The sequence below is a fragment of the Pleurocapsa sp. PCC 7327 genome (genome assembly GCF_000317025.1).
Classification (GTDB): domain Bacteria; phylum Cyanobacteriota; class Cyanobacteriia; order Cyanobacteriales; family Microcystaceae; genus Hydrococcus.
This window is the reverse complement of record NC_019689.1, coordinates 3,067,346-3,089,326: the sequence shown is the minus strand read 5'-3', so window position 1 is coordinate 3,089,326 and position 21,981 is coordinate 3,067,346. Positions and strand designations below refer to the sequence as shown.

The following is a 21,981-nucleotide window of genomic DNA, read 5'->3' as shown; positions in this document are numbered from 1 at the left end:
ACAATGAGTTAATACCTGCTAACGCTCACAATACTAACAAAAGCAATCGCAAAAATTAGTAATGATCTTAATCCAACAGAAAACGCGAGAATTGTTTGATTTATTTCAAAAAAAAGATCGGGTTTTAGAGCTTTCTTTACTCTTTATATTTTTTGTGCTTGGCTTGATTGGTATTCTCAATCATGCTATGTGGCGAGATGAATTAAATGGCTGGCTTATTGCTAGAGACAGTTATAGGATTTACGAGCTATTTTCTCATGTTAAATATGAAGGACATCCCCTGCTTTGGTATCTCTGTCTAGATCTACTCAATCGAGTTACCCATAATCCCGTGGCAATGCAAATTTTACATTTGTTTATCGCTACTGGAGCGGCTTACTTGTTTATTAGGTTTTCTCCATTTACCAATCTTCAAAAAATTTTGTTTTTATTTGGATATTTACCCTTTTACGAGTATTTATTGATTAGCAGGAATTATGCGATAGGTTTATTGACGATTTTTCTGTTTTGTTTTTGCTTTGAATCTAGACAAAAAAGTTATCTAAGATTATCATTAATTCTAGCTTTAATGGCAAACACGAATGCTTATTGCTTGTTAATTGCAATCGCGCTTACAATTGTCTTAACCTTAGAGTATTTCTGGAAGGAGAAGCTGAACTATAAATCTACGGCGAGCAAGTTAAACATTATTATTAGTTTACTCATATTTTTTATCGGTGTAAGCATCTCAGTAGCCACTCTTATTCCTCCGATAGATAGTAATTTACAAGGAGGAGCAACTGAATGGATGCTGCAATTCGATCTCGTTCAATTGGCTAGGACAATAACGAGGATTTGGAATAGTTATATTTTAATTTTAGTTCCAGCTGATTCCAAGCCTTTAGATCTCTTGATATTTACCCTCTTTTCTTTAGGTATATTGGCTTTTGCAACAACTATTTTTATTAGAAAACCTATTACGCTACTTTTCTATCTTATTGCTAATCTAGAAATTCTAACTTTTACCTATGTTAAATTTCTAGGATCTGCAAGACACTACGGACATTTTTATATTATTTTGATTGTCTCGTTATGGTTAGCTAGTTATCATTCTCCATCGGAGCTATTAATTCATCTGTCAACCAAACTACCTAGTAAAATTAACAGTGCAATAGCTAACTGGATAAATTTTGTCAGTCGATATAAAACGACTTTTATAATAATAATTTTATATGTCCAGCTTATAGCAGGAATAATTGCTTTTAGTCGAGAATTATTCATCCCCTATTCTGCTAGTCGAAAAACAGCAAACTATATTCAAAGTCATCATTTAGAGAAAATGTTTATTATAGGAAGCGAAGATTTTGCCATTTCGCCTATTTGTGCTTATCTTAATCGAAAAATTTACTATCCAGAGAGTCAAAAATTTGGTAGTTTTGTTTTGTTTAATAGTCAACGACAATCGACAAATATCGATAAAATTTTAGAACAGGTAAGCACAATTTCTCAAGAAAAAGAACAAGATATTTTATTAATTTTAAATTATGAAATTCAGAATTCAAGAAACGATTTAAAGCTATCTTTATTGAAAAAATTCACTAATTCTTTTATTCATAATGAAAAATATTATTTATATATTGCCAGCAAAAACATATAGCAAAAACGTACCAAGTAGCTTGGCGAAATCAAGTCAGAATGAAATCGCCATGAAAACGTACATCAAAAAGAAAATAACATCAAGGAAATTTTTAAGATGCAATTAATCGATCAGATCTCCCAGAATAGTGCCGAAAAAAAAAATAACAATCTTTTTGTTTTATGGTTAACTTCATTATTCTTTTTCTTTGGTTTAGTTGGCATTTTAAATCATGCCATGTGGCGAGATGAGTTAAATGTCTGGTTGATTACTAGAGATAGTATTTCTCTAGTCGAACTTTTCCAGAATATAAAATATGAAGGTCATCCCAGTCTTTGGTATATTTGTCTATATATTATTAGTCAGTTTACCGACAATCCTGTAGCAATGCAGATTTTCCATTTGCTTATAGCTACAACAACTATCTATATTTTTGCTAAATACTCACCTTTTACACAATTTCAGAAAATTTTATTTTCTTTTGGATATTTTCCTTTTTATGAATACTTATTAATTAGTAGAAATTATGCAATTGGAGTACTATTTATATTTTTATTTTGTGCTTTATTTCCTTCTAAAGAAATAGGTTACATATTTCTTTCTGCTATTTTGGCTTTAATGGCAAATACTAATGCTTACTGTCTATTAATCTCAGTAGCTTTAGGATTAACTTTGATAGTTGATTATATTACAATTAAAAAAAGCGATCGCAATTTTACTATTCAAGCATCAAACATCATTGCTAGCATTTTAATATTTGTTTGGGGAATAATTGTTTCACTTTTAACCATTATTCCTCCAGCAGACAGCAATTTACAGGGTGGATTAAATCGCTGGGTGCTTCAATTTGATTTGCATCGATTAACCCAAGCGATCTCGCGAATTTGGAATGGTTATATCATTGTTTTAATTTCTGGAGATTCTCAGCGTTTATCATTATTTTGTTTTTCTCTTGTTACTTTATTTATCGTAGCTTTTGTTTCTACTATTTTGATTAGAAAACCTTTAATTTTATTCTTTTATATTACCAGTACCTTAATAATTTTATTTTTCAACTACATAAAATTCTTAGGCGTTCCTAGACATTATGGGCATCATTATATTATCTTGCTTGCATCGCTTTGGCTAGCCGGTTATTATCCCCCGTCAAATTTATTGACTAAAAAGATAAAAAAAATCTCGCTCGATCTCCAGAAAAGAACAATTAATTGGATGCAGTTCGTTCGCAAACGAAAAAAGATTTTTATCGCGATCGTATTATATACTCAGTTAGCTGGAGGATTAGTAGCTTTTAGTCGAGATTTACAAGTCCCTTATTCTGCTGGTCGCGAAACAGCAAATTATATTAAAAGCCATAGCTTAGACCAGATGTTTATAGTAGGAAGTCGAGATGTTAATATGGCACCAATTAGCGGTTATCTCAATCGAAAAATTTATTATCCCGAAAGACAGAGGTTAGGTAGCTTCACTCTTTTTAATAGTCAAAGAAAAGACGTAGATCCGAGTATAGTGTTAGAGCAAGTCAGCCAACTTGTTAGAGAAAATAATCCTGAGATTCTTTTAATCCTGAACTACGATCTGGAGAAATCGCGAGATGATATTATCGTGTCTCCAATTGCCTCTTTTACTAAGAGTCTAGTTTCCGACGAAAAGTATTATTTATATAACGTAAAAGCTAACTCTAAAAAAACCAAATGATTGCAAAGCTTAAGAAACTAAGCATCGATCGCGCTGCGATCGCGGCTGCTATTATATTCTTCACTGTCGAGTTAATCCTCGTACTCCATCGTCACTACAGTTATTACCCTTCCTATAGTTCTTTCGACCAAGGTATTTTCAATCAAGTTTTTTGGAACGGCATCCACGGTAGATTCTTTCAAAGTTCTCTTTCATCTAGCGAGTCTATTTCTGTTCCCATCCCAGAGGTTTCCTACCATCGCTTGGGGCAACATTTTACGCCCGCCTTATTGCTGTGGTTGCCTATCTATGCGATTCTCCCGTCAGCAGGCACTCTACTAGCTTTGAATGTGACCCTGATAACGGCTGCGGGAGTCGTTCTGTATATATTAGCTCGTCAGCGCCTCGACCCCAAACTGTCAGTAATAATTATGGCAGGCTTTTATGGCACCAAGGCAGTCATTGGTCCGACATTGGGAAATTTTCAAGACCTCTGTCAGTTACCTTTGTTTACATTTGGGCTGCTGCTAGCTTTAGAAAAGCGTTCCTGGTGGTGGTTTTGGGGACTAGCTGCATTAATTTTGGCAGTGCGAGAGGATGCGGGCATTCTTCTGTTCGGCATTGGATTTTATCTCATCGCCAGCGAGCGTTATCCTTGGATTGGTCTAGCTGTCTGCATCCTCAGTTTTAGCTATGCCATCGTCATTACTAGCAAAGTGATGCCTCTATTTTCCCATGATGTCTCTGGGAGGTTTCTAGTCAAACAGTTCGGTAACTTTGTCGAGGGCGATCAAACTTCCAGTTTAGAGGTACTGTGGGCAATTATAAGTAAACCCTGGCAACTTTTGCTGGAAATCGTTACTCCCTTGGGCAGAACGATTCAATACATTTTCAATCATTCTCTTCCCCTTGCGCTTGTCCCTCTTATTTCGCCATCTACTTGGATGCTAATTGCTGCACCGTTACTGGTGCTGTTGCTGCGAGACGACTATTGGGCATTGTCGATGAATATGCGCTTTGCCCTAACTGTGGTGCCGGGACTATTTTATGGCGCAATTATTTGGTGGTCGTATAATACTGATGCTTTTAAGCTTAGGTTGAGACGTTTTTGGGCGTTTTGCATCGGTGTATCCATCTTTTTTGCATTAACCTCTAATCCCCATCGCGCCTTGTCTTTTCTCATTCCCGATTCATTCGATCCTTGGGTTTATGCTTCGCCATTGCAACAGTGGCAACGTGCAAGCATTATTAACTCATTTTTGGCAAAAATTCCCCCAGATGCTAGTGTATCGGCAACCCGTCACATCGTTCCGCATATTTCTGGTCGTCGGGAAATGTTGGGGTTTCCGTCGCTAGAGTTAATTAATGATGCGGGAGAAAAGGTTAGTGTCGATTATGTTATTGCCGATTTACGACAACTTCAGCAGTACCAAGTTGCTTTTGAAGATGACCGAGATCGATTGCGAGATCTGGTTGGCGCGATCGCACGGTTATTAGAGCAGGGTAGTTATGGAATGGTAGGCTGTCAAGATGGGGTTATTTTCATGCAACGGGGAGTTGCTTCCGATACTTCTGCTTTGCTTGCTTGGGAAGGTTTTCGTCAGGAAGTAGAACCGATTTTAAAACAGTCCTGATTTTTTTATTTCACCCAGAGGCGCTTCAGGCGCAGAGGGAGAGGGAAGTGTGGGGGAGTTGGGGGACTGGGAGAGAATTAACTACTAACTACTAACAATCCTCAATCCAAAATCTAAAATCCAAAATTCTTTCATCGAATGACCAATGACAAATCAGTAAAGTCAGAATTAAAATTGCTTTTGGGATTATCTATTGCTGCAATTTTTCTGTGGCTAGTTGCTTTAGGAAATTTGCCTCTGCGAGATTGGGATGAGGGATATTATGGTATCGTTGCCAGAGATATGTTGCGGTCTGGAAATTGGCTTTATCCAACTTATTTAGGAGAGCCTTTTCTACTCAAACCTCCTTTAATGATGTGGTTAATTACTATTAGCTATCATTGGGGAGGAATTAATGAGTTTACTACACGCCTGCCTGGTGCTTTGTTAACTGCTTGCGGCGTTCCTTTGCTTTATTTATTAGGCAGAAAAGTTTTTTCTTATCGCCTTCCAGCCGTTTTTAGTGCTTTAGTTTATTTAACACTTTTACCTGTCGTGCGTCACGGACGACTGGCAATGTTGGATGGGGCAATTAATACTTTTTCGATCTTCTCTCTGTGGTGTTTATTAAAAGCACGTCAGAACGATCGCACTTGCATTGGCGTTGGAATTGGATTGGGAGCAATTGCTTTAACTAAGGGGGTTTTGGTACTTATATTGAGCGCGATCGCAGGGATTTTTCTCTTAGTTAATAAGCAAATAAAGTTATTAAAAAGTTTTTATTTGTGGTTGGGAATTTCTCTCGGTTTTCTCCCCGTTATAGTTTGGTACTTGCTACAAATACAGCATTATGGAGATTTATTTATTCAGGTTCATTTTTATTCGCAAAGCTTCGATCGCTTATCGACTTCACTAGATGGACATCAGAGAGAATTTTGGTATTATTTTGTTGAATTAATCAAATATACGGTTCCCTGGTTATTATTTTTGCCGGGAGGAGTTTTTCTTGCTTGGCAACAACGCAGTAAGAGTTGGGGAAGTTTAGTTCTTATTGGTTCAATTATATACATGGGAACGATTTCTTTGATGGGCACTAAACTTCCTTGGTATATCATGCCCGTTTATCCTTTTGTAGCGCTTGCAGTTGGCGCTTACTTAGAAAAACTTTGGCAAAATAATAGAAAGTACTCAAAATATTTTGTCGGTCTTTTTATCTTTTTAGCTGTTACTGCTTTAGGAGGTAGTATTTACTTATTCCTAACCGCTCCTCAGCCAGTTTTAATAGTAATGGCTGTAGTTTTAATGCTAACGATGGTTGTTACTGCTTGGAAAATTCAACAGAACCATCGAATTTTCATCCCAATTTTGTATCTTGGAATCTATCTAACTTTGTTATTGTTTGTAACTTCTAAATCTTGGGTTTGGGAGTTAAATGAAGCTTTCCCGGTAAAACCTGTCGCTGCTTTAATTCAAACGCATACACCTCCTAATACAAAAGTTTATACCTCTTTTGCTTACAATCGCCCAAGTTTAGATTTTTATAGCGATCGCCAAGTTATTGCTAAAGATGTAGCCACATTACAGCAGTTAAAATCGAGAACAACTTACATGCTTTTAGATCGAACAACTCTAGAAATATTACAATTACCTAATAGCCACTCTTTTGGGACTGTGGAAGGATTTACTTTGATTATTTCTGGACTATAATTTCAATTAAATTCTAAGGGAAATAGATGAATATCAAACGAATTATTTTATCCATACTAACTGTTGTGTCACTCTTGCCTGTTTTTTTGTCGTTAGTGACAAGTATTACTGAACCTCAAGTACAAGCAAATTTAGAGCTTTATTTGGCAAATTTAACGCTTCATGCCTCAGAAGTTAAGCTAGATACGATCGTTCAAAAAAAAGATGATTCTCTTAAATATATTCTTGGAGATGAACCCTATGTAAATGCTAAAAAACAATATCAAGAGGCTAAAACATTAGCTGAAAAAAATTTCGAAAAACTCAAAAACCAACTAGCTAGTTATCAAGTTCAAGTTCTCCCTCCGGGATCGGAAACCACAGGAGAGTTAGAACTATTGAAGCAATCGATACAGCGAGAAAAACAGTCAATTAATCAAATCAAGATTAACTTAGGAATTATAGAAACCCAATTAGGAGAAACTAAGAATTCATTAAAAATCTGGAACGATGTAATCGAAGAGTCACAAACTAAAGATGCTCCAGAAGATATGATACAAACTGCAAAGGTTTTAAAAGGGTTGTGGAGCGAACCGCCAGCAGTTTTGCCCGGTTCGGAACTTATCATTAAAAGTCAACTAAAAGGTTGGTTCCGCTATCAAGCATTGGAAAAACTTTATCAAGCGCAAAACCGTCTTGACGATTTATCCAATCTTCGGCAAAACGAACAAAAAATTGCTCGACAAGTTTTGATAAAACTAGCACTGATTAATGCTTTCCCGCTATTAGGAGGAATTATTGGCTTTGGAATTCTAATATTTCTTTTAGTTCAATGGTTGACTAAAAAAAAGGACTCTCTTTTGGGTTCTGTAAATAATAATCCTTGGCAAACACCATGGGACGGAGAAACTATTTGGCAAGTTCTAGTTGGGTTTTTCTTTATCAGTCAAATTGCTTTTCCTTTAATATTTTTAGAGATAGGATTATCTCCGATCGCAATGAGTAATATGAGCTTGCTAAAAAAGGCAATTTATGTTCTAGTTGACTATATTTTAATAGCGGCTAGCGAGTTATTAGTGTTATATTTCTCAGTCAAATCTTTTTTACCGCTAGCAAAAGATTGGTTTCGATTTCAATGGCTGAGCAGTTGGATTTTGTGGGGCATAGGCGGCTATTTAGTTGCTTTACCGTTAGTGTTTGTCGTTTCCCTCGCTAATCAACTTTTTTGGCAAGGAAAAGGTGGAAGCAATCCACTCCTTTCCCTTGCCCTACAGGCACAAGATAAATGGGTTTTAGCGATATTTTTCTTCACTGCTTCAGTAGCAGCACCAGTCTTTGAAGAAATTATCTTTCGAGGTTTTTTACTGCCTTCTCTGACTCGCTATCTGCCAGTTTGGGGCGCGATCGCGATTAGCAGTATAGTATTTGCAATTGCCCATTTGAATTTATCGGAGGTCTTACCTCTGGCAACTCTAGGCATTGTCTTAGGGGTGGTTTATACGCGATCGCGCAATCTCCTTTCTTCCATTTTGCTCCACAGTCTTTGGAATGGCGGAACCTTGTTAAGTCTGTTCGTTTTAGGCAGCGGTGCGGGATAAACTCGGCGATCGCGACTAAACTTAAAGCAGAAGACTAGGAAAGGAGGTCTCATGACCTGGACTAAAGTTCTTTCTGTTGAATCCCTCCCTACAGGCGAACGGCAAGTCGTGAAAGTTGGCAAGCGTAACGTTCTGCTTCTCAACCTTGAAGGACAGCTTTACGCGGTAGATAATACCTGCCCTCATCTGAAACTGCCCTTGAAGAATGGCAAAATAACTGAAGATGGAGCGATCGTTTGCCCTTGGCATCGCAGCGCTTTTGACTTGCGTACAGGCGATGTTAAGGAGTGGAGTCCTTGGCCCCCCGGCGTCGGGAAAGCACTGGGGATGATTTCGCGCCAAAGCGCACTGCCAGTTTTTCCCGTTCGCGTGGAAGAGGGAAGTATTTGGATTGATGTAGAAGAACAATAGCGCTTTCCCGTCTTGAGGCAAACTAAAGAACGGTTTGCTATTCTTCTAGGATACAAGAGTGGGCAATGGATCTTTAGAGACACTAGATCTCGATCGTTGTCCACCAAGACTGTTAGTTTAACTTAATTTATGTTTGCTTACCAATTGGTGTAAAAGCGCTCGGCTTCTTGGGAATGGTACGGTAATTTCCTGACTTTTGGACAGAATACCCAATTCTAAACCCTATTACCAAGCCTAATCTATTCAACAACAGATTTATAATAACTCCCTCTATGTTGCTGTGTTATAGTCATAGAGTAAGGATTATTTTCGGTTCTGAAACCCCGATTTGCTTTAGCGACAAGTGTTTCTCCGGATCTAACCTCTCTACACTCCTTGAATTTGGAGACAGCTTATGTCGATCTATGTTGGAAATTTATCCTATGAGGTTACCCAAGAAGACCTCGAACGAGTTTTTAAAGAATATGGAACTGTCAATCGCGTTCAGATGCCTACCGACCGAGAAACAGGTCGCCCGCGAGGATTTGCTTTTGTAGAAATGGGAACAGAGGCAGAAGAAACGACTGCCATTGAAGCACTTGATGGGGCCCAATGGATGGGGCGCGACTTGAAAGTTAACAAGGCAAAACCCCGCGAAGAAAGAGGTTCCTCTGGTAGCTGGGGTAACAATCGCCGCAGCAATCGTCGTTATTAAGTTTTTACTTAAAGCTTGAATTTCAGGGTCTCTAGCAGATGAAAGTAACTGCGCTACTCTGCTAGAGGCTTTTTTTGTTTTTCAGCGTTTCACCATTCATAGGAGGAGCAACAAGCATGACTCAAGTAGTTTTGGGTGAGAACGAAGGAATTGAATCCGCCCTAAGACGATTTAAACGTCAGGTTTCTAAAGCGGGGATCTTCCAGGACATGAGAAAGAAACGGCATTTTGAAACGCCAATAGAAAAAGAAAAGCGTAAAGCCCTTGCCAAACATAAACAGCGCAAACGACGTTTTCGTTATCGCTAATTATTACTTAACTGTGGGTTGATATACTCGGTTGCGATCGCAGATGTCAAATCCGCCTAATGAACGATCTGCGATCGCTTTATATTTAATTGCTTATTTTCTTGCTGACCAAACGACCAGTTTAGCGTTACCAGTCTCGGCAAAAGAATACATAAAGTAGCATTAAACAGAGTTATGAGCGCAAAATCCAACCAACTCATTTCCATATTGCTTGTCCCTTGAGTTTCGATTGCAGTAATTTTAAAATTCTTCATCTTTAATTATGCGCTCGAATCTTCAAGCTAAGCCCGATTGACTTCTTGAAATTTCTTGTAACTGTCATAATTTTTTCTGATAAAAAGATTTTTTAGTGGCAAAAGCCCCTGTCTGCAAGTGTCATACCCTGCACTCTTGCGAGCGACGATTGTGGCGATACACTGCTATCTTCCCTAACTAAACTGTAAGATTTATTTAATAATTGCAGTAATGAGAAGGGGTATTTAATAAAATGACAGTTGCTAGCAGAATCCCTACTTTTTGTCAAGGCATTCAGCATTTTGGCGATAGTTTGCCTGACTTTGAAAAGTATGGAAAAGAAGCGGCGATCGCGCCCGGACAGACTGCTATTAGTTCGCCCAGCGATCCGATTGCCGTCTATCAAACCCTCCTCGCCGCCGATGCATTGCGATACCTGACCTTACAAACCACCGCCACCAAAGAATCAGGACACCCCGGCGGATTTGCCAGCATTGCTGAGGGAATTGCCGCCCTTGTCATGTTAGGTTACAAAAACATTATCACTGAAGTCGGACACCACGCTCCAGGATTTTACAGCACCATGTTTCTCGATCGCTCCCTAGAAGACATGGGCATCAAAACCGTACAGCAACTGGGGGAGCGATTCCGAGAAATGCACGGACTCTTGGGACATTTATCGGGACAAATTCCCGGACTCCTCAATCCTGCCGGACCCCTCGGACAAGGACAGCATTTTGCTATGGCTGGTGCAAAATTGCATCCCGACGTACTCTTCCCCGTCACCATCGGCGATGGCGGTTTGGGCGAACCCTATGTCATGAGTAGCTTTGCTCACTTCCATACTGCCTATCCCGACGTCACCAACTTCCTGCCCATCCTCGTGTGGAACGGCTATTCCCAAGAACACCACAGCATGGTTTCCACCAAACCCAACGCAGAAATGATCGAATACTGGAAAGGCAATGGTTTCCAAGAAGTCATTCTCGTCAACGCCGAAGACTTCGACGATGCCAACCAACCTGGGGATTACGTCGATAGCACCAGATTTTCCTTCCAAAAACGTTTAGAATTCGTTCAAGCCGTTCTAGAAGCCACCGATAAAGCCGCTAAATCGGCAATGAGTGGCAAGCTAACCGTCCTCATCGTCAAACAACTCAAAGGCGCAGGCGTTCACAAACGGGGCGCACAATCTCACAACCTCTATCCTGGAGATTCTCTAGAAAACGGTTACATTGTCAGCGCCCTCAAAGAACGTGCCTTACCTCCCGAAGCTTGGGAATTAGTCCGCACCAACTTTGAACGTTCGGCTGGCGGTCCGGCATCCCATCATGTCGTCACGGAAAAAGAATTTCCCTTACCCGACCTAGGCGAATTACCTCTCCAAGAATTCCCCCTTAGAAGCGAGAAAAAAGTCGCGACGACTGCAATGGGAGAATTAATCGTTTACGTCGGGAAAAAAGACCCCAACTTTGTGATTACCAATGCAGATGGAAATGCTGCTTCTGGAATTAACAACGTCAACGTGGGACTTAAAATCATTCATCCCACTCCCGACGATACTTATTTCCAAGCGCCCAAGGGGCAAGTCTATGAACCCTTAAGCGAAGATGCTTGTGCGGGGTTGGCTGCTAGTTTAGCCTTATTTGGCGCGCGGACGTTGTGGTGTTCCTACGAATCTTTTGTCATCAATGGTTTACCAGTTTGGCAAACCGTGACTCAGGCAATGGCAGAATTGCGCCGTCCCACCCCTTCTACCATTACTCTATTCACTGCGGGAGCCTTAGAGCAAGGGCGCAACGGTTGGACGCACCAACGTCCGGAGGTGGAAAATTACTTTGCCGCCATGATGCGCAATGGCAATGTCTTTCCCTTATTCCCCTGCGATGCCAACAGCATCCAGGCATGTTATGAATGGGCGCTGGAAACCAAGAATAAGGGAATCGTCATCACGGCGAGTAAGTCAGCCTTACCCGTCCTCACAACCCTCGAACAAACCCGTCAAGCTTTACGAGATGGTGGCGTAGTATTGCACGAAACCGAAGGGAAAAAGAAAGTCGTCTTTGCCGTTGTTGGCGATATGACGTTAATTCCGGTTTTTGATGCCGCCTTGCATCTAGAAAACGAAGGCATAGGGGTACGGATTGTTTCTGTCATCAGTCCTCGTCGCTTGTATCGTCCCGACGATGTTGCATGGCAAGGTAGCGCGCAACCCGACAGTCATTTCTTGGATGATGAAGGATTTGAACGATTGTTTGGCGGCGATGCGTTAATTGGCGTTACTGGCGGCGCGAGTGGAATGTTAGAACCGCTCATGTTGCGCAGTAGTGCCAAGCGCGATGTCTTTTCTTGGAAGCGCGGCGAAACGGCTGCCAGTGCGAGTCAAGTGATGGCATATAATGGCTTGACGGCTGAAAATTTAGCCAAGCGTGCTGTTGAGTTGATTGGTTAAAAGAGATATAATGCCAATTTCCATTCATACCTGCTACCAGATAGTTGAATGGGCAAAGGGGAAAGAAGTATGCCTCTTTTCCCATTTCCCTTTTCCCTCTCCAAGGATTTGTAGCGAGATTTTAGAGAATTCATATAAGTTGAGTTCATTGTGTTAGCCCCTGCCTGGATCTGGATATTGCTAGGTGGGGGGTAATTTTGACTGGGATGAAGGAATATTTCAATCAAAAGACAATGGAAGTAGTTGGAAAAAAAGTTAGTAACGATCTCACTATCAATATTAATGCGATCGATCATCCCTTAGTGCCTGTAAAAAGCATTCCAGCAACGAAATAACGATTGAAGAATAAATAAATTGCGATCGCCGGCAGTGTAAAAACGATCGATGCTGCCATAATATAGTTCCAATAACTGATATAAAGTCCTTTAAAGGTATTTAATCCTAATGGAAGCGTAAACATTTCTGCAGAGGATAAAATCATTAATGGCATTAAAAAGTTGTTCCAAGAACTCATAAAAATAAAAATAGTTTGTGCTGCTAAAGCTGGTTTAGCTAGAGGCAAAACAATGTATAAAAAAGTTTCCCAGCGATTTAATCCATCTAATGCCGCAGCTTCTTCCAGTTCCTTGGGGAAATTGACAAAAAACTGTCGCATCATAAAAATAAATGTAGCATTGGCTGCATTCGGTACGATCAGTCCTTGATAACTATTCAGCCATCCCAAATACTTTAAAATCAAGTAAGTAGGAATTAATGTAACTTGGATAGGAATTAGTAAAACTGCCACGATTAATCCAAATAATAATGGCTGTCCTGGAAAGGAAATTCTTGCTAAAGCATAGCCAGCCATAGAATTGAATAAAAGGTTTAATCCAGTAACGCAGACAGCTACAAATATGCTATTTAAAAACCAGCGTCCGAATAAAGGCGATTCAAAAAAAATTTGTCGGTAGTTATCAAGAGTAAAATTTTGAGGAATAAAATTTAAGCCACCAGCTACAATTTCATTGAGAGGTTTAAAAGAGGCTGAAAGTGCCCAAGCAAAGGGCACACAAGTAATTATTGCATATAGGATTAAGAAGATATAGAGAATAGGTTTTAGTCCGAGAAAAACTTTCACTCTTTTTCCCTTATTTAGTAGATTTTTTCATTTTGAAAGAAACGACGCTGAATTAGTGTTACTATCAAAATTACACCTGCTAGCATCAAGGCAAGTGCAGCAGCGTAGCCCATATCTAAACTTTTGAAAGCATATTGATAAATTAAAAGGACAACTGTCAGTGTTGAATTGTTGGGACCACCAGAACCATTTGAAAAGATATAAGATTGATCGAATAACTGAAACGTACCAATAATTCCCATCACGATGACAAAAAAAGTAACGGGTTTAAGCAAGGGTAACGTAATATTAAAAAAGCGATCGCACTCATTGGCCCCATCAATTTTTGCTGCCTCATATAATTCAGAAGGAATGTCTTGGAGTGCGGCTAAATAGATGACCATAAAAAACGGAACAGTAGACCAAACATTCATAATCATAATAGCTTTAAGAGCTATCTGGGGATCGCCCAACCAATTATAGGTTGGCAACCCAACATGAGAAAACAAATTATTCAACAAACCATTAGAGTTATAAATCCAAATAAAAATTAAAGTTAAAACAGCAGAAGAAGTTACAGTTGGCAGAAAAAAGATAACTCTAAATAACTGTCTGCCTTTGATACTAGCATTCAAGATCGCAGCTAGAATTAGTGCCAAAATAGTTTGGCTAGGAACAACGACGATAACATAATCAAAAGTATTTTTTAAAGCGATCCAAACCCTTTCATCATCTAAGATTCGGCTGAAATTTCGACTGCCAACGAATCGATAACTTAGCTCTCCTAGAACTTGAACCTTATGAAAAGATAAAAATATGGCATAGAGAATTGGTAAAAATAAAAAGATACTTAAAATAATTAGACTAGGAGCCATAAATAAATATCCAGAAGATGCTTCCTGTTGCAAAACCTTTTTTTGACTCTTTTTTTTCATGAAATCATTCGGGACTTATTTGATTTAGTAATCAGCTGCTTGAATTTCTTTATTGGCATCTTTTTGAGCTTTTTGCAAGGCTTTTATTAAAGATTGCTGACCCAATAAAGCACTTAAAAATTGATTATTAAAATGAGTTCTAATAGTCGGTAAATTTATTCCAGCTTGCCATATCGTTGCATAATTTATTCCTCTGATAAAAGGAGCGTAAAGAGGATTTTCTATATATCCTAGTTCTGATAGGATCGATCTTCGGCTTGGCAAGACAACTCCACCTTTTGCCCAAGCTTGCATGCCCTCTTTTCCGGTCAGATAAGAGATGAGTTTCCAGGCTGCATCTTTATGTTTGGCTTTTTTGTTCATTACATAAGCAACTGTATAAGCCATCGTACTTTTTTTTCCGTTTATTGATGGCACCTCAGCTGTAGCAAATTCAAGATCGGGAAAGGTTTCTTTTAAATAAGGAATTGCCCAATTTCCGTCAACTACCATCGCAGCTTTTCCCTGACCAAACATTTCACTATCAGAACTTGCGCCCACATCCGAAGGTTGAGCAGCCGTTTGCTCTTTTTGATATTGCTCGACAATTTTCTTTAACCCTTTTACGCTCTTTTTTGTTGCAAAACTAGCGTAATCTTTTCGGTTGATTAATTCTCCCCCAAACGCTTTCATTAAAAAGTATTGACGCGCGAGTTCTGGCGTAATTCCCAAACCATAGCGATCTTTTCTGCGATCGCCATTAAGATCGACAGTAAGTCTTTTGGAATACTTCCGCAACTGTTGCCAAGTTTTTGGAGGAGTCTTCAAGTTAGCTTGACTGAAGAATTGTTTGTTATAAAATAGGGCTAATGTAGAAAAATCTTTTGGCAAGCCATAGAGTTTACCTTTGTATTTAAACACTTCGAGCAAAGAAGGTTCAAAATCAGCTAGATCGAACTCAGCAGTAATGTAGCTATCTAAAGGTTCTAAAACCCCATAACTCATCAGTAAAGGGGCTTCAAAAGCCTCTAAGTAAAAAACATCTGGCGCAGCATCGCCAATTAATCGCGTCTTGATAACATCCATATACTGGTCGGTTATGATTTCAAAGTCGATCTTTATATCGGGATGTTTCACTTCAAAATCTTTTAAAACTTGTTCTATCAAATGTCTTTCAGTGGGATTGCTTTGCCAGCCACTTAGGGTTACGGTGATTATTCCATCCGTATTTTGGCTACAGGCTGTCAGAGAGAAAACAATTAACAATAAACTCCCCCATTTTAGGAAAAATTGCTTAATCTTTGACAAAAATGAAGATAGGTAGGGAATTTTATTGTCAATAGCAGGAGTGGTCATCGACTACATAATTCTTAATAAAATGTAGCGGCAAAGATTAATTCTTGCAGATCGATCGCTACACCGGAGCTTTTTGAGGAAAACCCTAGAGGGATCGCTAATTTCTATTGTCGCTACAGTCTGACTCTTTCGACAAGACCTCTCTAAATTCTCGATTTTTTTATAAGTCCCAGTTTATTTGGTTTTCAATTTTTGCAGATCGATCGCAAAATATTAAAGATTTCTTTATGATTAGTCTGCCTTTTTACTTCCTAAGCCAACTCGAAATCCGTTCGTCTTTATGCTCAAATTACCCGGAGATGTTGCCATCGTAAAAACCCGAAAGCTATCGGTTTCAGAGACGCTAACCCCACCAAACAGTACCGATAGGTTGGACGACGCGATCGCTATTGCAGAGAGCGCTTTTATCGCTCCATCTGCCAAACCTGCCAAACAACAGATCCGCAGCAGCCTCAAAGCTTCAACCTACGATAGCATTTTCTCGACGATTTTCTCCTGCGCAACGGGCGATGTTTTACTGAGCAATTTCTTGCTAAATTTGGGAGCTACGAGCGTAGAAATTGGTTATTTAGCAGCAATCCCCATGTTAGCCAATTTTCTCCAACCCGTAGGCGCATACTTGGCAGATCGAACGATTAGCCGTCGTTGGTATAACTTTCGAGTTTTCAGTCCGGCGCGAATGTTATGGATGATTTTAGTCTTAGGAATTATTGGTTTTGGGGCGCATCTATTTGAGGCGCACCAACTGATTCAATGGACGCTATTAATTTCCCTATTTACCCATACTTGCAGCGCTATGGGCAGCGCTTCTTGGGTTAGCTGGATGGCAGTCTTGGTTCCCCGACGCTTGCGGGGGCGATATTTTGGACTGCGCAATAGTATGGCGAATCTAACTAACTTGTTTTGCGTGCCTTTACTGGGAATGATAATGTCTTATTGGGGAGGCGGAACGATTCAAGCCTACAGTCTGGTCTTAACTCTGGCAGTCTTGGCAGGGATTGTTAGTTTGAGCTTTCAGTTGTTGATGGCAGATGTCAATCCACAGGCAGCAAGCAAAGCGATCGCGCCTGAGTCAGATTCTTCAGTTCTCCAACCGCCTGCATTTGTCAGTCTCCTGAGAGATACTAACTTCCTTAAATATCTATTCTATTACGGCGTATGGATGTTTGCGATTAACCTCAGCCTTCCTTTTTTCAATGTTTATCTCCTCAAAAACTTAGGACTGGATATTGGTTGCGTGACCATCTATAGTAGTCTCAACGCAGGGGCTAATGTCTTGATGCTGCTGATATGGGGAAAATTGGCAGACCACATCGGCAATCGTCGGGTGTTGCTGTCGGTAGGAATTTTAGTTGCCGCAATCCCTTTACTGTGGCTGGGGGTTAATACCGATAGGCTTTCTGTTTGGCTATGGCTGCCCCTATTATACGTGCTTTGGGGCAGCGCTTGGTCAGCAATCGATCTTTGCTCTAATAATTTACAAATGGCGATCGCGCCTATCGGGAAGTCATCGTCGAGTTATTTTGCAACTGCGGCTGCTATCAGCGGCTTGGGAGGTGCATTGGGCACGACTATTGGAGGCTTCTTGAGTCAATACGCTTCTTTCGGCGGCATTGACGGACTGTTTATTCTTTCTGCCGTACTGCGCCTGGTAGCGCTCTTACCCTTAATCTTTGTCCGCGAACCAGGGAGACAATCCCCTTCTCTTCTGCTTTCCTAACTCGAAAACCCTTAATATCAATTAATTCCCACCGCCTTAGTTTCTGCGATTGTTTTTATCCTTGCCATTATTGCCGCACCTCCAGTGGATATTGATGGAATCCGCGAGCCTGTAAAGGGTTCGCTGCTTGGTGGCAATAATCTTATGATGGCAACTGTCGTTCCCACTTCGGCTGCGATTGGCTTGCACTTTTACCCGATTTGGGATGCTTCCACTCTCGATGAATGGCTCTACAATGGCGGTCTCTATGAGCTAATCGTGCTCCATTTTCTGATTGCCATCTATGCTTATATGGGTCGTCAGTGGGAACTGAGCTATCGTCTGGGGATGCGTCCTTGGATTTCGGTTGCCTTTTCGGTTCCGGTTGCGGCTGCCACTTCCGTCCTGCCGATCTATCCCATCGGACAAGGAAGCTTTTCTGATGGACTGATGCTCGGTGTCTCCGGGACTTTCAACTTTATGATTGTCTTCACGGCAGAACATAATATTCTCATGCATCCCTTTCATATTTAATCATGCACAGTTCCATCAGGCATGATTGCACCTCGCAAGTCAGCATCGGTTAAGATTGTTCCTGTTAGATCGGCCTCTTGGAGATCGGCTTTCAGCAAAACCAAACCGCTCCACTGAACATATTTTTTAAGAACTTCCACAGTGACCCCACCGCAAGACGCAACAAAATAAGATTTATTCCAAAAAAACGTGACGACGTTCATAGGATTCGGGAAGTTGATGGGCAAACTCTTTTCTAATTAATCTGCTAGTTACTGTTTTCAAAGAGTTAACAAACTTGCTTAATTGTAACTGCGGATAATAGCGAAAAAGTAAATGGACGTGGTCGCTTTTACCGTTAAATTCAATCGACTCACAACTCCATTTTTCACATAAGACCAATCCCAGAAGGGTTTCTGTTTAAAACAGTTTCAATAACTAAGAAAGCTGATGGATTTTATGTAACGATTTCGCTCTTAAATAAATCAGTCCCAGATTTAACCAATAATGTAGAACCAGATTGGGATAACAGTATCGGGATTGATTTGGGTCTTGAGAAAATAGCTTCTACCTCAGAGGGAGAATTTATTCATCCCCCTAAATTTTTCAGAAAATATAAAGAGAAACTAGCAATTTTACAACAGAAAGTTGAGACTAGAAAAAAGAAAAGTAGAGCCAGAAAGCTTCTTTTTAAAAAAAATAGCTAGGCTGCATCAAAAGATAGCTAGACAAAGAAAGCAGTTTCATTTTGAGACAGCACAAGATTTGTTAAAGCAGTCTGATGTTATTTTTATTGAGGATTTGGACATTAAAAATATGTCCAAAAGAAATAAACCTAAAACCGATGAGCAAGGAAAATTTCTCCCTAATAAACAAGCTCAAAAGTCAGGGATGAATAAGAGCTTTTGGGATGCTGGTCTGGGTCAATTCATTGAAATTCTGATGTACAAAGCTGAGAAAGCTGGTGCAAAAGTCATCAAAGTAAACCCAAGAGGAACCAGTCAATATTGCTCTAATTGTTTAAACAAAGTTACTAAAACTTTGTCTGATAGATGGCATTCTTGTCCTTGTGGCTGTGAACTAGATAGGGATACGAATGCTGCTATTTTAATTAAAAAGGTGGGGTTGGGTATCGCCTCACTTAAAAATGCTCGCAAGTCTATTGAAGACCCAGAGAAGCCCGCCGCATAGCGCAGCTTGTGGTCGGGAGTATGTCACTTTTACTGAAATTAATATCGTAACGGCTTTAAAGAAACTGCATAAATAAGCGATCGCTGCTACAGCACAGCAGAACTATCGAGACTTCCAGCAACTATCTCCAATGATTCGTTCAATCTATCCATAGTAGTTACAGGCAAACTATTGGAGCGAACGATCCCGCTATAGCTGCTATAGCCATCAATTAAAACCTCCTCATTCGTGCCATTGCGATCGAAACACGACTCGGCACCCGTCCCCAGAAGGAAGGAATCCTCTCCTGAGAGCCTTGCTCCAGCCGTGTTAGTACCTGTAAGGGGATCGTAACTGGTAGCTTTACCAAATTGTCCCTTAGCTGAGGCTGGACTGTTATTATTGTCCATGCTCGCAATTGCCTTGCCAAGGGCATTCATATCGATGCGCTTGAAGGTAAGACCCGTATTTTCGACGTTATCTTGCTCGTCGTCGCCGTCGATAATGCTTTTACCTGTAGAAGCTAAGAGATTCTCTAGTTCGCCAACGCTCAATCGCCGTCCCAGTTCCCGCACGGCTAGCTGTTGAGCAAGTACGATCGCGCCTGTTACATGAGCAGCCGCTTGACTGGTACCTTGTAGCGTCATCGTACCGCCATCGGCGTTAGCCGCCGCAATCGGTCCGCCTGGGGCAAAGGTGGAGGTAAGGGTTTTATGGCGCTGGGAAATGGGCATAATGCGATCCGCTCCGGTAGAACTAGCATTAGCACCGTTGCTATAGGATACGCTGCCGACATCCGAGCTATAGACCGCACCAACCGAGATGACGTTAGGATCGGCAGCAGGATACATCACGCCGCGATCGCTTTGGGAAGTGTAAAAATTATTCCCCGCCGCCGTAACGACGGCGACATTGTTGCCTGCCAATGTTTCTATTTCATCGTCAATCCCATAACTGCGAATTGGCTCGTTATAATTGCCGTTATCTCCAAAAGAGAGATTGACGCTGGCAATATTGTAATCGTCGAGATTGGCGACTACCCATTGCAAGGCTTCTTCGACATACTGGAAGCTGCCACCCCCATCATCTTCAAAGACCTTGAGGTGAATGATGTTTGCACCTGGTGCCACGCCGGGATATTGGTTATCCGAGGAGGCAATAATACTCGACATGTGGCTCCCGTGCCCGCTGCGATCGCTCGCATCTGCATCCTTCTCGGCAAAATCGTATTGAGCCACAATGCGATCGGCAACGCCATTTTTGTCGCTGTCTGGTCCGAAAAAAGGATGATTTCGGTCGATTCCGGTATCGAGAACTACTACTGTGAACCCCTGTCCGTTAATTCCGGCAAAACGACTATCGGCGCGGAACTCGCTGAGGTTCATTAGCGGACTGGCACCGTTGCTTTGGGGTACAATCTCCGAGCTAGAGACGTTTTTCCCCTGTTCGTAAATCGGTTTAACTCGATCGGCAAAAAAATCCTCTTCTACTAAATTCTTTGGCTCTAGATTCGGTTCGTTACGGATAACTGTCGAAGGAGCAAATTTTCCATCGGGTTGTAGCGAAGAAACCCCTTTCTCAGCGACTAGCGACCAGTTATCTGCGAGCGATTGTTGTTTTTCATTGGTCACTGGTAACTGATAACTGGCGAAGCTAACGTTCTCCCGCCCGCTAGAAACTGTTTTGTCGCCACTCTCGAGTTCCCAGTTATCTTGAATTCCTAAATCCAGTCCATTGATGTCAAGCAGAGATTGGGGTTGCGTTTCACTCATAATTATCGTCAAAGCTGTTTGGTTATCTCGAACGATTTCTTCCTCTGCCAAGTATAATGGGTTGCGTCTCTTATTTTTCTTTATCGGGAAGAAATCCGTTTTTTTATGCAAATTAGTATGGCATTTTTCTAAACTTTAGTAATGAAACAGTCATAACACGTTAGCAAGTATTTATCCAAATAAAATAAAAAAATAATATGAATTTCTATCTATAAAATGATTTTTTTAAATTATATCTAGTCTAAAGTAACTTTATTGTTTTCTTGGTTTTTAACCGGGGAATTCGAGCGCGATCGCAAATATTAAAGCTCTAAAAATAAAACTTTTTAATTCGTCATGCGTCCTTTGTCATTAGTCATTTGTCATTGGGAAGTAGTCGTAGGGACGGGTTTTTTGTAGTAAGTGTAGGTAAATCTCTCGTGTTTTTAGATAAACCTGCCGTATAGGGGTTAGCCGTATAGGGGTTAGTAGTTAATTGTCTCCCCGTCTCCCCTTGTCCCTTTGTCTCTCTTGTCTCCCCACACTCCCATTTCAAAAAACGGCGATTGTTAATTTTTGTGTCTTACCAGGCGTTCTAAAGAGACGGATTCCTGAGACAATCAGTAGTAAATTAGTAAATCGTTGAATAGTAATAATAGAGAAATGCCACGTCTTCGGTCTATTCTGTCTTTGATTTTGATACTGGTCGCAACCTTGTTGGTCAGTTGCTCTAGTCCCCAAGCAACTATCCCAACCACCTACACGCCAGAGAAAATCGCGCAACTTCAAGTGTTGGTAGAACCTGTGGAAGAAGTACGAGAACGGATGTCGGAACTCCGAGATCTCATTGCTAATAGAAAGTGGGTTGATGCAGGTAGTCTCATCCACGGTCCTTTCGGACACCTGCGTCAAGACATGCTGAATTTGTCCCGCAGCCTTTTACCTAAAGATCGAGAACAAGCGACTAAACTGGCTAAGGAGTTATTCATTCACTTTGAACGCATTGATGCAGCTGCTAAAGCTCGCAATTCTGAAATTGCTGAGACTCAATATCGCGAGGCCTTGAGAGACTTCGATGCCTTTTTGGAGCTTATTCCCAAAGCGGGCTAAATTTAGTAATCAGTAATCGGTAGTTAGTTAGTTGTTAGTCGTTATTAGTTTATTTCCACTAATTAATAATTACTAACGACT

The 21,981-nt window shown here is 40.6% G+C and carries 18 protein-coding genes and 3 pseudogenes; 14 read left to right on the top strand and 7 right to left on the bottom strand.

The annotated features are described in order from the left end of the window. Positions 1–61 precede the first annotated feature (61 nt). The 8 genes from PLE7327_RS13850 (at position 62) to rpsU (ending at position 9,602) form a co-directional block, all read left to right on the top strand. A complete protein-coding gene (locus tag PLE7327_RS13850; RefSeq protein WP_015144434.1) occupies positions 62–1,636 on the top strand; it encodes a hypothetical protein in 1,575 nt (524 codons plus the stop codon). 96 nt (positions 1,637–1,732) lie between these two features. Continuing rightward, positions 1,733–3,313 (top strand): hypothetical protein, encoded by a 1,581-nt coding sequence (locus PLE7327_RS13845; protein ID WP_015144433.1) that lies wholly within the window; start codon positions 1,733–1,735, stop codon positions 3,311–3,313. Continuing rightward, entirely contained in the window at positions 3,310–4,926 is a 1,617-nt protein-coding gene (locus tag PLE7327_RS13840; protein WP_015144432.1) for a DUF2079 domain-containing protein, read from the top strand. The genes PLE7327_RS13845 and PLE7327_RS13840 overlap by 4 nt, the downstream gene beginning before the upstream one ends. 138 nt (positions 4,927–5,064) lie before the next feature. Then, complete coding sequence (locus PLE7327_RS13835) at positions 5,065–6,612, top strand: glycosyltransferase family 39 protein (RefSeq protein ID WP_015144431.1); 1,548 nt, start codon at positions 5,065–5,067, stop codon at positions 6,610–6,612. A 26-nt stretch (positions 6,613–6,638) separates the two neighbouring features. Beyond that, positions 6,639–8,189, top strand: coding sequence for a CPBP family intramembrane glutamic endopeptidase (locus PLE7327_RS13830; RefSeq protein WP_015144430.1), 1,551 nt, complete (start codon positions 6,639–6,641; stop codon positions 8,187–8,189). A 51-nt stretch (positions 8,190–8,240) separates the two neighbouring features. After that, a complete protein-coding gene (locus tag PLE7327_RS13825; protein ID WP_015144429.1) occupies positions 8,241–8,600 on the top strand; it encodes a Rieske (2Fe-2S) protein in 360 nt (119 codons plus the stop codon). A gap of 394 nt (positions 8,601–8,994) precedes the next feature. Then, entirely contained in the window at positions 8,995–9,294 is a 300-nt protein-coding gene (locus PLE7327_RS13820; protein ID WP_015144428.1) for an RNA-binding protein, read from the top strand. A 116-nt stretch (positions 9,295–9,410) separates the two neighbouring features. Next, on the top strand, positions 9,411–9,602 hold the full coding sequence (gene rpsU / locus PLE7327_RS13815) for a 30S ribosomal protein S21 (RefSeq protein ID WP_015144427.1): 192 nt from the start codon (positions 9,411–9,413) through the stop codon (positions 9,600–9,602). A gap of 56 nt (positions 9,603–9,658) precedes the next feature. Here the strand turns inward: rpsU and PLE7327_RS13810 are convergent, their stop codons facing one another. Then, entirely contained in the window at positions 9,659–9,856 is a 198-nt protein-coding gene (locus PLE7327_RS13810; RefSeq protein WP_015144426.1) for a hypothetical protein, read from the bottom strand. Between the two features lie 233 nt (positions 9,857–10,089). On the opposite strand from PLE7327_RS13810, the gene PLE7327_RS13805 reads away from it, so the two are divergent. After that, entirely contained in the window at positions 10,090–12,288 is a 2,199-nt protein-coding gene (locus tag PLE7327_RS13805; RefSeq protein WP_015144425.1) for a phosphoketolase, read from the top strand. 292 nt (positions 12,289–12,580) lie between these two features. On the opposite strand, the gene PLE7327_RS13795 is transcribed toward PLE7327_RS13805, so the two are convergent. The 3 genes from PLE7327_RS13795 to PLE7327_RS13785 are packed head-to-tail and all read right to left on the bottom strand — an operon-like array spanning position 12,581 to position 15,657. Then, positions 12,581–13,408 (bottom strand): carbohydrate ABC transporter permease, encoded by an 828-nt coding sequence (locus PLE7327_RS13795; protein WP_015144423.1) that lies wholly within the window; start codon positions 13,406–13,408, stop codon positions 12,581–12,583. Between the two features lie 14 nt (positions 13,409–13,422). Beyond that, positions 13,423–14,322: a carbohydrate ABC transporter permease gene (locus PLE7327_RS13790; protein WP_015144422.1), complete on the bottom strand. Its 900-nt coding sequence runs from the start codon at positions 14,320–14,322 to the stop codon at positions 13,423–13,425. A gap of 24 nt (positions 14,323–14,346) precedes the next feature. Further along, entirely contained in the window at positions 14,347–15,657 is a 1,311-nt protein-coding gene (locus tag PLE7327_RS13785) for an ABC transporter substrate-binding protein (protein ID WP_015144421.1), read from the bottom strand. 280 nt (positions 15,658–15,937) lie between these two features. Here PLE7327_RS13785 and PLE7327_RS13780 point away from each other — a divergent pair, with 280 nt between their 5' ends. Then, entirely contained in the window at positions 15,938–17,377 is a 1,440-nt protein-coding gene (locus tag PLE7327_RS13780) for an MFS transporter (RefSeq protein WP_015144420.1), read from the top strand. A gap of 21 nt (positions 17,378–17,398) precedes the next feature. Beyond that, positions 17,399–17,887, top strand: a pseudogene (locus PLE7327_RS13775) (Photosystem Q(B) protein 1); the annotation flags it as partial. Here PLE7327_RS13775 and PLE7327_RS24430 read toward each other — a convergent pair. Beyond that, positions 17,887–17,988, bottom strand: a pseudogene (locus tag PLE7327_RS24430) (pentapeptide repeat-containing protein); the annotation flags it as partial. The pseudogenes PLE7327_RS13775 and PLE7327_RS24430 overlap by 1 nt on opposite strands. 15 nt (positions 17,989–18,003) lie before the next feature. Then, positions 18,004–18,262 (bottom strand): annotated as a pseudogene (gene tnpA / locus PLE7327_RS23510) (IS200/IS605 family transposase); the annotation flags it as partial. 152 nt (positions 18,263–18,414) lie between these two features. Here tnpA and PLE7327_RS26625 point away from each other — a divergent pair. After that, positions 18,415–18,576: a hypothetical protein gene (locus PLE7327_RS26625; RefSeq protein ID WP_371264986.1), complete on the top strand. Its 162-nt coding sequence runs from the start codon at positions 18,415–18,417 to the stop codon at positions 18,574–18,576. Continuing rightward, positions 18,518–19,060, top strand: coding sequence for an RNA-guided endonuclease TnpB family protein (locus tag PLE7327_RS13765; protein WP_051036441.1), 543 nt, complete (start codon positions 18,518–18,520; stop codon positions 19,058–19,060). The genes PLE7327_RS26625 and PLE7327_RS13765 overlap by 59 nt, the downstream gene beginning before the upstream one ends. Before the next feature lie 86 nt (positions 19,061–19,146). Here PLE7327_RS13765 and PLE7327_RS22750 read toward each other — a convergent pair whose 3' ends face one another. Further along, positions 19,147–20,811, bottom strand: coding sequence for a S8 family serine peptidase (locus PLE7327_RS22750; protein ID WP_015144419.1), 1,665 nt, complete (start codon positions 20,809–20,811; stop codon positions 19,147–19,149). Between the two features lie 642 nt (positions 20,812–21,453). On the opposite strand from PLE7327_RS22750, the gene psbQ reads away from it, so the two are divergent. Further along, positions 21,454–21,900: a photosystem II protein PsbQ gene (psbQ, locus tag PLE7327_RS13755; RefSeq protein WP_015144418.1), complete on the top strand. Its 447-nt coding sequence runs from the start codon at positions 21,454–21,456 to the stop codon at positions 21,898–21,900. Positions 21,901–21,981 lie beyond the last annotated feature (81 nt).

Excerpts from the sequence above, each read along its gene's own strand:
- PLE7327_RS13825 (WP_015144429.1), top strand. The coding sequence starts at position 8,241 with ATGACCTGGACTAAAGTTCTTTCTGTTGAATCCCTCCCTACAGGCGAA.
- PLE7327_RS13845 (WP_015144433.1), top strand. The coding sequence starts at position 1,733 with ATGCAATTAATCGATCAGATCTCCCAGAATAGTGCCGAAAAAAAAAAT.
- PLE7327_RS13850 (WP_015144434.1), top strand. The coding sequence starts at position 62 with ATGATCTTAATCCAACAGAAAACGCGAGAATTGTTTGATTTATTTCAA.
- rpsU (WP_015144427.1), top strand. The coding sequence starts at position 9,411 with ATGACTCAAGTAGTTTTGGGTGAGAACGAAGGAATTGAATCCGCCCTA.
- PLE7327_RS22750 (WP_015144419.1), bottom strand. The coding sequence starts at position 20,811 with ATGAGTGAAACGCAACCCCAATCTCTGCTTGACATCAATGGACTGGAT.
- PLE7327_RS13785 (WP_015144421.1), bottom strand. The coding sequence starts at position 15,657 with ATGACCACTCCTGCTATTGACAATAAAATTCCCTACCTATCTTCATTT.
- PLE7327_RS13780 (WP_015144420.1), top strand. The coding sequence starts at position 15,938 with ATGCTCAAATTACCCGGAGATGTTGCCATCGTAAAAACCCGAAAGCTA.
- PLE7327_RS13820 (WP_015144428.1), top strand. The coding sequence starts at position 8,995 with ATGTCGATCTATGTTGGAAATTTATCCTATGAGGTTACCCAAGAAGAC.
- PLE7327_RS13840 (WP_015144432.1), top strand. The coding sequence starts at position 3,310 with ATGATTGCAAAGCTTAAGAAACTAAGCATCGATCGCGCTGCGATCGCG.
- PLE7327_RS13835 (WP_015144431.1), top strand. The coding sequence starts at position 5,065 with ATGACCAATGACAAATCAGTAAAGTCAGAATTAAAATTGCTTTTGGGA.
- PLE7327_RS13805 (WP_015144425.1), top strand. The coding sequence starts at position 10,090 with ATGACAGTTGCTAGCAGAATCCCTACTTTTTGTCAAGGCATTCAGCAT.
- PLE7327_RS13810 (WP_015144426.1), bottom strand. The coding sequence starts at position 9,856 with ATGAAGAATTTTAAAATTACTGCAATCGAAACTCAAGGGACAAGCAAT.
- psbQ (WP_015144418.1), top strand. The coding sequence starts at position 21,454 with ATGCCACGTCTTCGGTCTATTCTGTCTTTGATTTTGATACTGGTCGCA.
- PLE7327_RS13830 (WP_015144430.1), top strand. The coding sequence starts at position 6,639 with ATGAATATCAAACGAATTATTTTATCCATACTAACTGTTGTGTCACTC.
- PLE7327_RS13790 (WP_015144422.1), bottom strand. The coding sequence starts at position 14,322 with ATGAAAAAAAAGAGTCAAAAAAAGGTTTTGCAACAGGAAGCATCTTCT.